Origin of the sequence: Halanaerobium kushneri (genome assembly GCF_900156285.1) — a bacterium.
Classification (GTDB): Bacteria; Bacillota; Halanaerobiia; order Halanaerobiales; family Halanaerobiaceae; genus Halanaerobium; species Halanaerobium kushneri.
Genome location: NZ_FTNC01000022.1, coordinates 1 through 13467 on the forward strand (window position 1 = coordinate 1; position 13467 = coordinate 13467).

Annotated in this window: 13 protein-coding genes; 11 read left to right on the top strand and 2 right to left on the bottom strand. The window is 33.7% G+C overall.

Annotated features, from left to right (window positions below; all coding sequences use genetic code 11):
* On the bottom strand, positions 1–271 hold a 271-nt coding region (locus tag BW929_RS11965), incomplete at its 3' end, for a transposase zinc-binding domain-containing protein (protein ID WP_200805244.1).
* Between the two features lie 188 nt (positions 272–459).
* Entirely contained in the window at positions 460–1344 is an 885-nt protein-coding gene (locus BW929_RS11970) for a LysR family transcriptional regulator (RefSeq protein ID WP_076545727.1), read from the bottom strand.
* A gap of 121 nt (positions 1345–1465) precedes the next feature.
* Here BW929_RS11970 and BW929_RS11975 point away from each other — a divergent pair, with 121 nt between their 5' ends.
* The 11 genes from BW929_RS11975 to BW929_RS12020 all read left to right on the top strand — a co-directional run bounded on the left by BW929_RS11975 (position 1466) and on the right by BW929_RS12020 (position 13406).
* Entirely contained in the window at positions 1466–5281 is a 3816-nt protein-coding gene (locus tag BW929_RS11975) for a phosphoribosylformylglycinamidine synthase (RefSeq protein ID WP_076545728.1), read from the top strand.
* A gap of 148 nt (positions 5282–5429) precedes the next feature.
* Positions 5430–5729, top strand: coding sequence for an SHOCT domain-containing protein (locus BW929_RS11980; RefSeq protein ID WP_076545729.1), 300 nt, complete (start codon positions 5430–5432; stop codon positions 5727–5729).
* 186 nt (positions 5730–5915) lie between these two features.
* A complete protein-coding gene (locus tag BW929_RS11985; protein ID WP_076545730.1) occupies positions 5916–6803 on the top strand; it encodes a sensor domain-containing diguanylate cyclase in 888 nt (295 codons plus the stop codon).
* Positions 6804–6900: 97 nt separating this feature from the next.
* Positions 6901–7755 (top strand): DegV family protein, encoded by an 855-nt coding sequence (locus BW929_RS11990; protein WP_076545731.1) that lies wholly within the window; start codon positions 6901–6903, stop codon positions 7753–7755.
* A gap of 150 nt (positions 7756–7905) precedes the next feature.
* Positions 7906–8076, top strand: coding sequence for a peroxiredoxin (locus tag BW929_RS15285; protein ID WP_158537708.1), 171 nt, complete (start codon positions 7906–7908; stop codon positions 8074–8076).
* A gap of 149 nt (positions 8077–8225) precedes the next feature.
* A complete protein-coding gene (locus BW929_RS11995; RefSeq protein ID WP_076545732.1) occupies positions 8226–9011 on the top strand; it encodes a nucleotidyltransferase domain-containing protein in 786 nt (261 codons plus the stop codon).
* A 95-nt stretch (positions 9012–9106) separates the two neighbouring features.
* On the top strand, positions 9107–9613 hold the full coding sequence (locus BW929_RS12000; RefSeq protein WP_076545733.1) for a GNAT family N-acetyltransferase: 507 nt from the start codon (positions 9107–9109) through the stop codon (positions 9611–9613).
* Positions 9614–9633: 20 nt separating this feature from the next.
* A complete protein-coding gene (locus BW929_RS12005) occupies positions 9634–10851 on the top strand; it encodes a DUF4932 domain-containing protein (protein ID WP_076545734.1) in 1218 nt (405 codons plus the stop codon).
* Between the two features lie 83 nt (positions 10852–10934).
* Positions 10935–11792 (top strand): AraC family transcriptional regulator, encoded by an 858-nt coding sequence (locus tag BW929_RS12010; RefSeq protein WP_199505803.1) that lies wholly within the window; start codon positions 10935–10937, stop codon positions 11790–11792.
* A gap of 146 nt (positions 11793–11938) precedes the next feature.
* The gene (locus BW929_RS12015) at positions 11939–12694 is read left to right on the top strand and encodes a class I SAM-dependent methyltransferase (RefSeq protein ID WP_076545735.1); all 756 of its coding nucleotides are present in this window, start codon (positions 11939–11941) and stop codon (positions 12692–12694) included.
* A gap of 109 nt (positions 12695–12803) precedes the next feature.
* Positions 12804–13406 (top strand): hypothetical protein, encoded by a 603-nt coding sequence (locus BW929_RS12020; protein ID WP_076545736.1) that lies wholly within the window; start codon positions 12804–12806, stop codon positions 13404–13406.
* Positions 13407–13467 lie beyond the last annotated feature (61 nt).

Consider the following 13467-nt stretch of genomic DNA (forward strand, 5'->3'; position numbering starts at 1 on the left):
ATTTATCTACATAGACTTTACCACATCTGGAGCAGAATCTACTTTTGCAGCTGAAGCTGACGATATGCTCTTGACCACAGTCCAAGCATTTATATTTAGCATAACCATTTTCTGGATTACCACATTTCATTGACTTTTCTACCTGATCAATTACATGGTTTAACATATCAGCAGGCACTCTACCTGGAAGATGTTTAATCTTAAACTCTTCCCAGTGATCATTCAATATTGTTTTAACTTTAATACGTTTTCCTCTTTGTTTTGGGCTCATAATATTTTTATCCTTCTATAAAGTTATCCACATTCCTGCAAAAGCATAATTTCCTATATAATAAAAAAGCATATTCAATTGAATATGCAGTTGAAGAACTCAAAAGATGTTCTGGGAGTCAGTTTGACCCCCAGTTGGTAGAAATTTTTATAAATAAAGTATTATTTGAAGAAATTAGTTCTGTAAATTCAATTTAATTTAAATAAGTGCAGAAATTTTTCCGCCGCATTAGACAGTGGAATATTTTTCATTTTTACAACAGCCAGTTTTCTTGCTGGCAGTTTTTCTTTTATATTTATTTTAAATAAATCATTGCTGTTGAGATTGAGACAATATTCCGGCACAAAAGCAATTCCAAGTCCAATTTTGGTCATTTCAATTAAAAGATCAACACTGCCAAGTTCAATTGCCGGTGTAATTTCTATTTCCATTTCACTTAAAGTTTTATCCAGAAATCTACGGGTAGTTGTTTTAGGTTCAAGCATTAAGAGCGGATATTTTTTAAGTATTTTTAGTGGCTTAATTTGTCCTTTAATTTCTTTAAACTCATTTCCGGCAATGAAGATATCATTAAAACTGTATATTGTTTTAACTTCCATTTCTTTGTTAATTTTTTGATTTGGTAGATTGCTAATAATTAGATCAACCTTATTTTGCTGCAGTAGTTCAATACAGGTACTGGAAGTTCTATTTGTTATTTGGATTTGAATATCTGGATAGAGCTGATGAAATTTATTTAAATAGGGAAGCAAAAAATCTTTGGAAATTGTATCATTCGCTCCAATGTGAATTTCACCCTTTTTTAAAGCATTGATTTCTTTAATACTCTTTTCTCCATTTTCTATTAAGTTATACGCCGGTTCAATGTGTTCAAACAGAATTTTACCTGTTTTAGTCAGCTCAACTTTTTTGGTACTGCGAATAAATAGGTCAGTATTTAATTCATTTTCTAAATTTTTAATATTCTGACTGACTGCAGACTGAGATATAAATAAATTTTCAGCAGCTCTGGAAAAGCTTAACGAGCTGGCTACCTGATAAAAGACTTTATATAATTCATAATTTAAAGCCATTGATTAACACTCCTTATTAATAGTATAAGTATTATTAATTTTACTACTTAAGTGTATCATTCTATAATTAAATTGCAAGAGATTTTTTTGCATATAAAATTTTCAAAAAGGAGAGCTAAAAATGGCAGAGCAGATCAGACGGGTTTTTGTTGAAAAAAAAGAAGGCTTTGATGTTAAGGCAGAAGAACTTCTGCATGATTTTAGAGAAAGTCTGGAACTTGATAGTCTAGAAGGACTGCGATTGTTGAACCGCTATGATATAACAGCTATTTCGGATTCGGCTTACAGAAAGGCGTGTGAGACAATCCTGGCAGAGCTGCCTGTGGATCTGACTTATCAGGAGGAAATTACAGCAGCTGCAGAAGCTAAGATATTTGCAGTAGAATATCTGCCGGGACAATATGACCAGAGGGCAGATTCTGCTGAACAGTGTATTCAGATTTTAAATAATGATGAAAAGCCTATTGTGCGAGTGGCCCAAATTTTTATTTTAACAGGTGATTTAAGTGAAGAAGATGTCGAAAAAATAAAAGATTACTATATTAATCCAGTTGACTCCAGAGAGGCTGAGCTAAAGAAACCGGAAAATTTAAAAATGAGTTATAAACTGCCGGATAAAGTTGAAAGTATAACAGGTTTTATTAAAGCAGATGAAAAAGAACTAAAAAATATCTTATCTGAATTTGGCCTGGCAATGAGTATTGAAGATTTAAAACATACTCAGAAATATTTTAGAGAAGATGAAAAAAGAAATCCGACTATTACTGAGATTAGAGTGCTGGATACTTACTGGTCTGATCACTGCCGACATACAACTTTTTTGACTAAAATTGAGAATGTAGAAATTGAAGAGAGTAAATTTACCCGGGGGGTTAAAAAAGCCTATCGAGAATATTTAACGGGACGCAAAAAGATTTATCAGAATAAAGAAAAAGATATTTGCCTTATGGATATTGCCTTAATGGGAATGAAAGAATTAAGAGCAGAAGGGAAATTGGAAGACTTAGAAATTTCAAATGAGGTAAATGCAGCCAGTATAGAAGTTAAAGTTGACGTAAATGGTAAGGATGAAGACTGGCTGGTGATGTTTAAAAATGAGACTCACAACCATCCGACAGAAATTGAGCCCTTTGGTGGAGCAGCCACCTGTCTTGGAGGAGCGATTAGAGATCCGCTTTCCGGGCGTTCTTATGTATATCAGGCAATGAGAGTTACCGGTGCTGGGGACCCAAGAACTCCAATTGAGGAGACGCTGGAAGGTAAATTACCACAGAAAAAAATCGTCCAGGAAGCTTCGGATGGCTACAGCTCTTATGGTAATCAGATTGGTCTGGCAACAGGGATGGTTAATGAAATTTATAATGAACGTTATCTCGCTAAACATATGGAAATAGGAGCAGTTATTGCAGCAGCTCCTAAAGAAAATGTTTTTCGAGGAGAGGCCTTAGCTGGGGATATAGTTATTCTTCTTGGTGGTAAAACTGGTCGTGATGGTTGTGGAGGTGCAACTGGTTCTTCCAAGGTGCATACAGAAGAATCGATAGAAGAGAGCAGTGCTGAAGTACAAAAAGGTAATCCACCGACTGAGAGAAAAATACAGCGTTTGTTTCGAAATCCTGAAGTGAGTAAGAAAATTAAAGTCTGTAATGACTTTGGTGCTGGAGGAGTGTCTGTAGCCATTGGTGAGCTGGCAGATGCACTGGAAATTAATTTAGACGCTGTACCAAAAAAATATGAAGGCCTGGATGGGACTGAACTTGCTATTTCGGAGTCACAGGAAAGAATGGCAGTTGTTATAGGCAAAGAAGATGTTGAGAGTTTTATTGCTCTGGCTGCAGAAGAAAATTTAGAGGCAACCGTTGTAGCTGAGGTTAAAAATCATAATCGATTAATTATGCGCTGGAATGGTGATGATATTGTTAACTTGAGTAGAAGTTTTCTGGATACAAACGGGGCTACTCAAACTACAGAAGTTAAGGTTACCAAACCGGAAGCGGCTGATAATTATTTCAAAAGAGCTGTAGTTGAACGTCTGGCTGAAGCAGATAATTTGAAATCAAAATGGCTGCAGAATCTGGCGAATATTAATGTAGCAAGTCAAAAAGGGTTGGTTGAAAAATTTGATAGTTCAATCGGTGGTGGAAGTGTAACAATGCCTTATGGAGGAAAGTTTCAGTTAACTCCAACTCAGGCTATGTCAGCTAAAATACCGCTAATAGAAGGAGAAACAAACACGGGGACAATTATGAGCCATGGTTATGATTCAAAATTAACTACCTGGAGTCCTTTTCATGGAGCTTTTTATGCTGTTATAGAATCAATTGCCAAAATTGTGGCTTCTGGTGGTGATTACAGTAAAATTAGGTTTACTTTTCAGGAGTACTTTGAGCGTCTGCGTCAGGATCCTGAGAGATGGGGTAAGCCTTTTAGTGCTTTATTGGGAGCTTATCAGGCACAAAAAGAATTTGAATTACCAGCTATAGGTGGTAAAGACAGTATGTCAGGAACTTTTCATGAAATAGATGTACCGCCAACTTTAGTTTCTTTTGCAGTTGATACTGTTGATATTAATAATGTGATTTCTCCAGAGTTTAAAGATGTTAATAGTAAAATTATCTATCTTCCTGTAGAGCGAGGAGAGGACGAATTAGCAAATATAGAAAAACTCAAACAGGCCTATAAAAAAGTAGAACAGTTAATAGCAGCAGGAAAAATAAAAGCTGCTTCTGCAGTAACATTTGGAGGGCTGGCTGAAGCCCTGTCAAAGATGAGCTTTGGCAACAAAATTGGGGTTGAAATAACTTCTCAGCTGAGCGAATCAGAATTCTTTTCGCCTGAATATGGTGCTTTAGTTTTAGAAGTTGACGGAAAATATGAACCAGCAGAGATGTTTGACGGAATAGATTTCAAATTAATTGGTAGAACCATAATTGAAGAAGTAATTAAAGTTGCTCAGATAGAAATTAATATTGAAGCTGCTTTAAAGAGCTGGGAAGAACCTCTGGAAAAAATATATAAAACTACAACTGAGGAAGAAGAATTTGCTGATTTAATTTCTTCTAAAGAACAGCAAAAATTACTTAAAGTTGATCTTTCTCAGAGTCAAAATAGTTTTTCTGCAAACTTTAAGACTGCTAAACCCCGGGTATTGATTCCAGTTTTCCCGGGAACAAACTGTGAGTATGATACAGCGAGACAGTTTAGAGAAGCAGGAGCTGAAATTGAGACCTTTATTTTTAAAAATTTAGAACCAGAACAGATAGAAAGTTCAATAGAAAAAATAGCTGCTTTAATTAGAAATTCCCAGATTGTCATGCTGCCTGGTGGTTTTAGTGCTGGAGATGAACCCGATGGATCTGGTAAGTTTATTGCCACTGTTTTTAGAAATCCGGAGATTAAAGAGGCAGTTATGAATTTATTAAATAATAGAGATGGTTTGATGCTTGGAATTTGTAATGGTTTTCAGGCTCTGGTTAAGCTGGGATTGCTACCTTATGGGGAGATTCGAGATTTAACCGCTGATTCTCCTACTTTAACATATAATACAATTGGGCGGCATGTATCTCAAATGGTAAATACAAAAATTATTTCCAATAATTCTCCCTGGCTGACTAAAGTAAAACCGGGAGATATCCATACAATTCCTGTTTCTCATGGTGAAGGGCGTTTTGTTGCTTCAGCTGAAATGATAAAAGAATTAAATGCTAAAAAACAGATTGTAACTCAATATGTTGATTTAAAGGGAAATCCAACTATGGAAATGCCGCATAATCCTAATGGTTCAATTGCAGCAGTAGAAGGAATCTGCAGTCCAGATGGTAGGGTTTTGGGTAAAATGGGACATTCAGAGAGAATTGGAAATAATGTTGCTAAAAATATAATAGGTCAAAAAGATCAGATGCTCTTTAAGTCAGGCGTAGATTATTTTAGAAAATAGATGTATCCTTATCATTAGTTAGCAGAAACAATTTAATCAAATTAAGTATAATTCCAAAAATATAATAAAATTCATATTTCCTTCACATTCTTACTTTATGATATAATTAAAGCAAAGCACTCAAGTTTATAAAAGGAGTAGTGATAATATGTTTAGATTTGGTCACATGGGTGGATTTGGCCACATGGGATTTAACAATTATCTAGGAGGTGGAGGATTTATGATGTTTTTTTGGGTAATTATTCTGGCAGCAGTAATTTATTTTATTGTTCAGAAAGGCAATGAAGGCAAAAATTATAATCAGCGGAATAATAACTCTTACTATAATAGAGAACAGATAAGAAGTGACCATAGAGACAGTGCCGAAGAAACCGCCCGTCAGCGTTATGCAAAGGGAGAAATTTCCAAGGATGAGTTTGATGAAATCATTAGAAATTTGAGAAGATAAATTATATAAGTTAATCCAGGAGCAGCTTTGATTCTCGTAAGAGAGTTGAAGCTGCTTTTTTGATTTTAGAAAATTATAATCTAAAAAAAAGAATGTTAAACGTTAGTTGTACATTAGGTTCTAAAAATAGTATAATATATTTAAATATAAGTAAAATTGTAAGAATAGTAGAGAGGAGATCAGCAGATGGGTTTAAAGCTTGAGCAGTATAAAAGAATTGTTGAAAATACGCCTAATTTAATCTGGGTTTCTGGTGTTGATGCAAAATGTTATTACTTCAATCAAACCTGGCTTGATTTTAGGGGGCGAAGTTTAGGAGAGGAATATGGCAACGGCTGGTTTGAAGATGGAGTGCATCCTGATGATAAAGAAGAATGTATGAAAATTTATTTAGAAAATTTTAATCAAAAAAAGCGTTTCAACATGGTTTACCGACTGCAGAGACATGATGGAGAATACCGCTGGATTGATGATACAGGAGCTCCATTTTATGATGAAGCGGGAAACTTTGCTGGTTTTGTCGGCAGCTGTGTTGATATTACGGAGCGTATTAGGGGCCAGCAGTATAAGGAAAGAGCTACCCAGGACGGACTTACCGGGATTTTCAATCGTCAGTATTTTTTCGATTTAATGCAGGAAGAATATTTTAAGTCAGTTGAAAATAAAACTCCTCTTTCGGTAATTATGTTTGATGTTGATAAATTTAAATCAATTAATGATAATTACGGACATCTAATCGGAGATCAAGTTTTAAAGTCAATTACAGAGGCTGTTAATAAAGTTATCAGAGATTTTGATCTTTTTGCTCGTTATGGAGGTGACGAATTTGTAGTTGGACTTCCCGGGACCAGTACTATGGCTGCCAGTAAGGTGGCAGTTAGAATTCTGGAAAGTATAGAAAAAGTTAAGATTAAAAAGGAGCCAGAACTTGCAATTTCTTGCAGTATCGGGACTGTAACTTTAAACAAAGAAAACAACTTTGAAGAATTAATTGATAAAGCAGATAAAGCTCTTTACAGTTGTAAGAACGATGGTGGTAATTGTGTAGTTAACTTTAACCATAAATTTGCTTAAATAGGCTTATTTCTGCTATAATATGATTTGTTGTCAACAAAATTTTAAAATTTTTGATTATGCTTAAATTAAGTCACAGTTAGAAGGAGAAAAAATAATGAAAGAAAAAATTGCGGTTGTAACTGATAGTACATCTGATTTAACTCAAGATGATTTAAAGAGATTCGGGATTAAATCTATTCCTTTAAAAGTTATTTACAGTGATTCTCAGTACCATGACCGAGTTGATATAACTCCAGCAGAGGTCTATGAGAGTTTTGAGAAAGAAATCCCAACTACTTCTATGCCCTCCCCACAGGAAATTATGGATGTTTATAATGAGTTAAAAGATGAAGGCTATACCCATATTATATCTATTCATATTTCGAGTGGACTGTCCGCAACTTACAGTAACTGTATGATGGTTGCAGACCAAATAGATGGAATAAAAGTTGAAGTTATTGATTCTAAGATGCTTTCTAAAGGACTGGGAAGACTGGTTCTTTATGCAAGTTCTCTGGTAAATGAAGCTGAAGTATCATTTGATAAAATAATTGAAAAAGTAGAAGCTAAAAAGGATAAAATAGAGGTCTTTTTTGTAGTTGAAACTCTTAAATACCTCAAAAAGGGTGGGCGTATTGGTAAAGTATCAGGAACTATTGCGGAATTTTTAAATATTAAGCCTATTATTGCTATTGATGAAGATGGAGAATACTTTACTTTTGATAAAGTTAGAGGACGACGGCGTTCACTAAAGAAAATGTATTCTATTATCAAAGATAAATTGGAGGAAGGCAAGGAATATGTAGTTGATGTAATGAATGCAGCAGCCGAAGAAGAAGCCAGGGGGCTTCTCGATAAATTTAAAGAGCTGGCCCAGGTAAAAGAAACATATTTTAGCGAAATTAGTCCGGTAATGGTTGTGCATACTAGCCCTGGTTTAATAGGTGTTGTATTAACAGAATTAGATTAGATTTAATAACTTTATTATGAATGAAAATTATTAAAGATTTAAAGGGCAGCTTAAATGGCTGCTCTTTTTTGCTTATTTACTTGACAAAAATACTTATTTTTATTATAATTGAAAATAATAATCAATATCAAATAGTGAGGAGTGAGCAAAATGGCTAAAAAAAATAAAGAACAGTTTAATTGGTCCGACAGTCAGGTATTTGATTATAAGCTGATCAAGCATCCAGAAAATAATAAGTCTCATCTTGAAAAAAGAGAAGAATTAATTAAACAGGGAGAGGTGGAGTGTTCTGAATGGTGGTTATGTTGGAGAAAACATTAAAATTAAAAAATATAATATTATTTTAGAGACCTCTTTTGTTAACAGCAGAAGAGGTTTTTTATTTAATAGAGGATTATTAACTTTAATAGCGAAGATAATTTAATGAGATATATAAGCTTTTATAATTAATAATTTGCTGGAGGAATAATATGTATCAACATCACAAAAAAACACTTGAGAATTTGAAGAATAAAATTATTGAGAATACCGACATAAAAGCTCTGCTTTTATGTGGATCAATAGCTCATGGTTTTGAGCGGGAAAGCTCTGATTTAGATGTGTTGTTTATTGTTAGCAAAGAAGATTACCTTACAAGAAAAAATATAGGAAAACTTACATATTTTGATCCAGAATTAGCTGTGGCTCCAACCGAGTATATTGACGGCAAATATATAAGTTTAGAGTTTATGGAAAAAGTTGCCGAAAGAGGAAGTGAGCCAGCTCGTTTTGCTTTTGAGGGAGCAGAAATAATTTTTTCTCGAATTGCTGATTTAGCAGGTCTGCTCGCTAAAATTACAGTTTATCCGGTTAAAGAAAAACAGGATAAAATAGAGAGATTTTATGCTCAATTTGAAGCCTGGAAATGGTATGCAGAAGAGGCGATTAAACTAAATAATCAGTATCTGCTCAATCGGGCAGTTAATAATCTGGTTCTATTTGGCGGGCGCTTGATTTTAGCAGAAAATGAATGTCTTTATCCTTTTCATAAGTGGTTTCTGAGAGTTTTGGCTGAAATTGAAGATAAGCCGGATCAATTGATGAAAACTATCGATGATTTAATGGCCATCCCTGATCAAAAATTAGTGGAAAAATTTTATCAGGTTATTAAAACTTATAAAAATTGGGTAGATACAGATATAAACTGGCCCCATCAATTCATGCTGGATACAGAACTGACCTGGCTGGAAGATAAAACCCCTGTGGCAGATTTATAAAGGGAGTTATTTATTTTATTTTTAGATTGTGAAATTTATATTATATAACTATATTGTGAAAAGACAAAATTAAAACAAAGGTTGGGAAAATTTTAATGAAGAATGAAATTAGTTTTGAAACAAAGAGATTAAAGCTGAGATTGTTTAAAAAAAGTGATTTGAAAAAAGTCTTTCAGATGAGTCAGGAAGAGGGAATTAGAAGATGGCTGTCAGATCAGTACTATAAGAATCAAGAAAAAGCCGCAGAAGTTATTAATTTTTTGATTGAATCTTATTCAGAAGTAGACCCTTTAAAAAAACCATTTGTTCTGGGAATTGAGCTAAAGAAAAACAAAGAATTAATTGGTCACATTGGCCTAAGTCCTGTTGATGATCTTGTTGAAGTTGGTTATGCAGTGGAAGAAAAATATCAGGGTGCTGGTTATGCTACGGAAGCGGTTAAAGTATTTTCAGCCTGGGCTCAAAAAGAACTTAATTTAGAGGTAATCTGGGGGATTGTTGAAAAAGATAATTCTGCTTCGGCAAAAGTTCTAGCAAAAGCTGGTTATTTACTTGATAAATCAAAAATAAATATGGACAAGGATTATTATAGTTTTGTTTAAAAACAAACAGGAGGTTCAGCATGTGTTTCAAAATCAAAGGGAAATGGTTTTGGATAGTTGCTTTATTTGTAATATCATTAATTATACTTTTATTATGGCAGCCCTGGAAATACACTTATTCTACTTCAGATTTAAAAACTGTTTCCATAATTTCAGGAATCGAAATAAAAAAAGAGCATATTGAGCAGAATAGAGGAAAATTAAGAATTGAAATTCCAAAAACATATGAGCTGCTTCACATTATCATTTCACTTGGCGAATATGGACAGAGTTCAGGGATGATTTATAAGGATACTGAATATTATCAGGAGGTTCAAAGATATTTCAAGGAATATAAACAGCATCCAATTGTAAAAAAGCTAAGTGATTCATTAACTAAATCACGCGGCAATTATAATAAATGGAAAAATTATTCCGCTTATTATAATTTTGAAGGCGAAAAACTGATAGCAAATTCCAACTATCCATTTTACAGTGATAATAATTTTAGCATGAATCTTAATCTCTTTTTAGATTTTGCTGAAAAGAGTAAGTTTTTGGCCTTTTATAAAAATCATCAAGATTATTATCAAAATCAGATAAATCAATTTGAAAAGAAATCGATGATCAAGCAGATTTGGAGCTGGCTTGAAATGAATTTTTTGGTTGAATATGATTCTCACCGTATAGTATTTTCTCCTCTGGCTGGTTCCACTCCTCATAATACTTTTGCCTTTAAGGCAAAAAACTATGATTATCAGGAAACATTTATTTTTGTTCAGGGGCTTGATTCTTACAGCCAGAGTTTTAATGGTAAATTAAGCAAAGATGAACAGCGGGGATTATTTATTAGTAATTTATTTACTGAAATTGACCATAATTATGTTAATCCGGCAACAAATAATTATTTATCTGATATTGCTCCAGCTTTTAGTAACTTTAAAAAATGGAATCAGCAGCAGGGTTATAGCAGCATACCAATGACTTTTAATGAGTATATGACCTGGGCCACCTTTATAGTATTTGCAGCAGAAAATTTTGAGGAAAAGTTATTTGAGAAGACTAGAAATATTCAAGAGCTGATTATGATTCAGGGACGTCAGTTTAAAGAATACAGGGAGTTTAATCAAAGACTACTTCAGTTATATCAAAACAAGAAGAATGATGAAAAACTAGTTGATCTTTATCCAGAGATCATCAATTGGGCTGCAGAAAATAACAAAGATTTTTTTGATTTATCAGCTCTTATAAAAAATTAATAAGATCTGTCATCAGAAAGCATTAATTGACAGGCTGCAGTATATATATTCTGTTATGATTATTTATGGAAGGGGAGATCGGTTTGGAATATATTAAAAAATTAAATCAAAGCATTGATTATCTTGAAGAAAATATCTGTGAGGAGTTTAAGATTGAAGAAGTAGCTAAAATAGCCTGTTTATCAAAATTCCATTTTCAAAGGATGTTTAATATGTTAGCAGGTTATACTGTCGCAGAATACATCCGCAAGAGAAGGCTTACTTTAGCGGCTCAAGATCTTGCCTCAGATAATTCTAAAGTCATTGATGTGGCAGTTAAATATGGTTATTCAACAGCTGAATCCTTTTCTAAAGCATTCAGCAGACTTCACGGGATAAATCCTTCAACAGTAAAAAATACTGACTCAAAATTAAAGGCCTATCCGCGTCTCTTTTTCCAACTAAAACTACAGGGGGCTGAAAATATGGATTATCGAATTGTTGAAAAAGAAGAGTTTAAAGTTGTTGGGAAGAGTATTCAGGTTTCTACTCTTGATGGACAGAATTTCAAAGAAATACCTGAGTTCTGGGATCAATGCAATCAAAATGGGTTTTGCGAAAAGTTGTATCCACTTGCTGATCAAATGGGGATTCTTGGTATCTGTATGGATTATGAAGAAAATAAGGATAGAATGAGGTATATGATTGCAGTTGAGGAGCCAAATAGGGAGCTTGATTTTGAAGTTGAAGCAAGATTTATACCAGCAAACAGCTGGGCAGTATTCGAAGTTGTGGGCCCAATGCCTGATGCGATTCAAAAAGTTTGGCAGCGTATTTATTCAGAATGGTTCCCTTCCACAGGCTATGAACATGCTGGAGGACCTGAATTAGAAGTCTATCTACCCGGTAATCCTGAGGCTGAAGATTACAGATCAGAAATCTGGATTCCAATCAAAAAATAATAACTGCAAAAAACTCTATAGCCACACCTCTGGTTATAGAGTTTTTTTGAAAATTAAATTTACTTATGAAGCAGGACATTTTTGATTAATGGCTAAATTTGATAATGATAAGTAATTTAATTAACTTTGGTCTGGGAGTGATAAATATGGAATTTTATTCAGAGTTCAGTAAAAACTATGATAAAATTTTTCCACTTAATGACAAAAAGCTGGAATTGATTGATAATACATTTAAGGATCTGAAGGATAAAAAAGATGATATAAAACTGCTTGATGTCGGCTGTGGCACCGGAAGTTACAGTATAGCTCTGGCAGAAAAAGGATATCAGCTGCAAGCGGTTGATATAGATGCGGAAATGATTTCAATAGCCGAATCAAAAATAGAAGCAGCCCGGGTAAATGTTGACTTTTATAGGCTGGGTATGCTGCATTTAAAGGAAAAATTTAAGGATGCCAGCTTTGATGGTATTTATATAATTGGTAATGTGCTGGTTCATCTTCAAAAAGAAGAAATTAAAGAGTTTTTAAAACTGGCAGCTGAGCTCTTAAAAGCTGGTGGGAAAATATTTATTCAGATAGTAAATTATTATCGAATCCTGGAGCTTGATTTAGATGGACTGCCCACAATTTACAGTCAGGATGATTCTGTCCGCTTTGAGCGGGATTATAAATATGCTGAAGAGAAAAATGTAATTTATTTTATAACAAGATTGATCGATCACTTTAATGATCAAATTTTATCGAAAAATAAAATTGAGTTATATCCGCTCTGCAGGTCAGAGCTGGAAGCAGATTTAAATCAGGCTGGATTTAAAATAAAGAATGTTTATGGTAATTCAAATGGAGACCAGTTTAGAGAATTAAATTCAATTCCCTTAATTATGACAGCTGAGAAGAAATAAATTTATTGCTTCTGTTTATATATATTAGATATATAGATTAGAATTGATATTTTCTAATAATTGACAGTTAAATTTAAAATTTAACAGTAGCTGAGATAAGGAGAAAAAAGTGAAAAATTTATTAAAAAGTGATAGAATAATTGTAAGATTTTTTGGTCTATATTTACTTTCATTATTCCTGCTTTTTTCAAGCTGGTTTATTTCCTATCATTTTCTGCCAGATGGTTTATTAAGAGGAAGAATGGCTCTTAGTAATTTGGCCGGAGATAGTGCAGCTTTCAGTTTGGTATTAGAATTTTTTAAAATTTTTATTATAAATACACTTGGGTTTTTTGTTATTATAGCTGGTAATTATATTCTCCGGGTTAAATATTTTGCCTTTGGTTATTTGGTCCCTCTGGCCTGGACCACACTATATGGTCTAATTCTTGGTACAAATTCTTTTGCTATTCAGATGACAGAAAAGTTGGCGCCGAGCTGGAAAGTGTTTATGCGAAGTGGACCATATGAGATGATGGCTGCCGTACTTCTGGCTGTGGCCACTGATAAAATAGCGATAAATAAGTCAGAGAGTTTTTTAAAAAAATCTGAAGCTGTACCTAAATCGGAGCGAGATAAACTAAAGAAGAAAAACTACTTTGCAATTATTATTTCATTCTTGATACTTGCAGCTGCAGCATGGAGAGAGGCCTATATGATTTTCCAGTTTTAAATAAATGGGATATTTTTCTATGCACCCGGGACCAAAAAGGGAGGAAACGCATTGATAATTT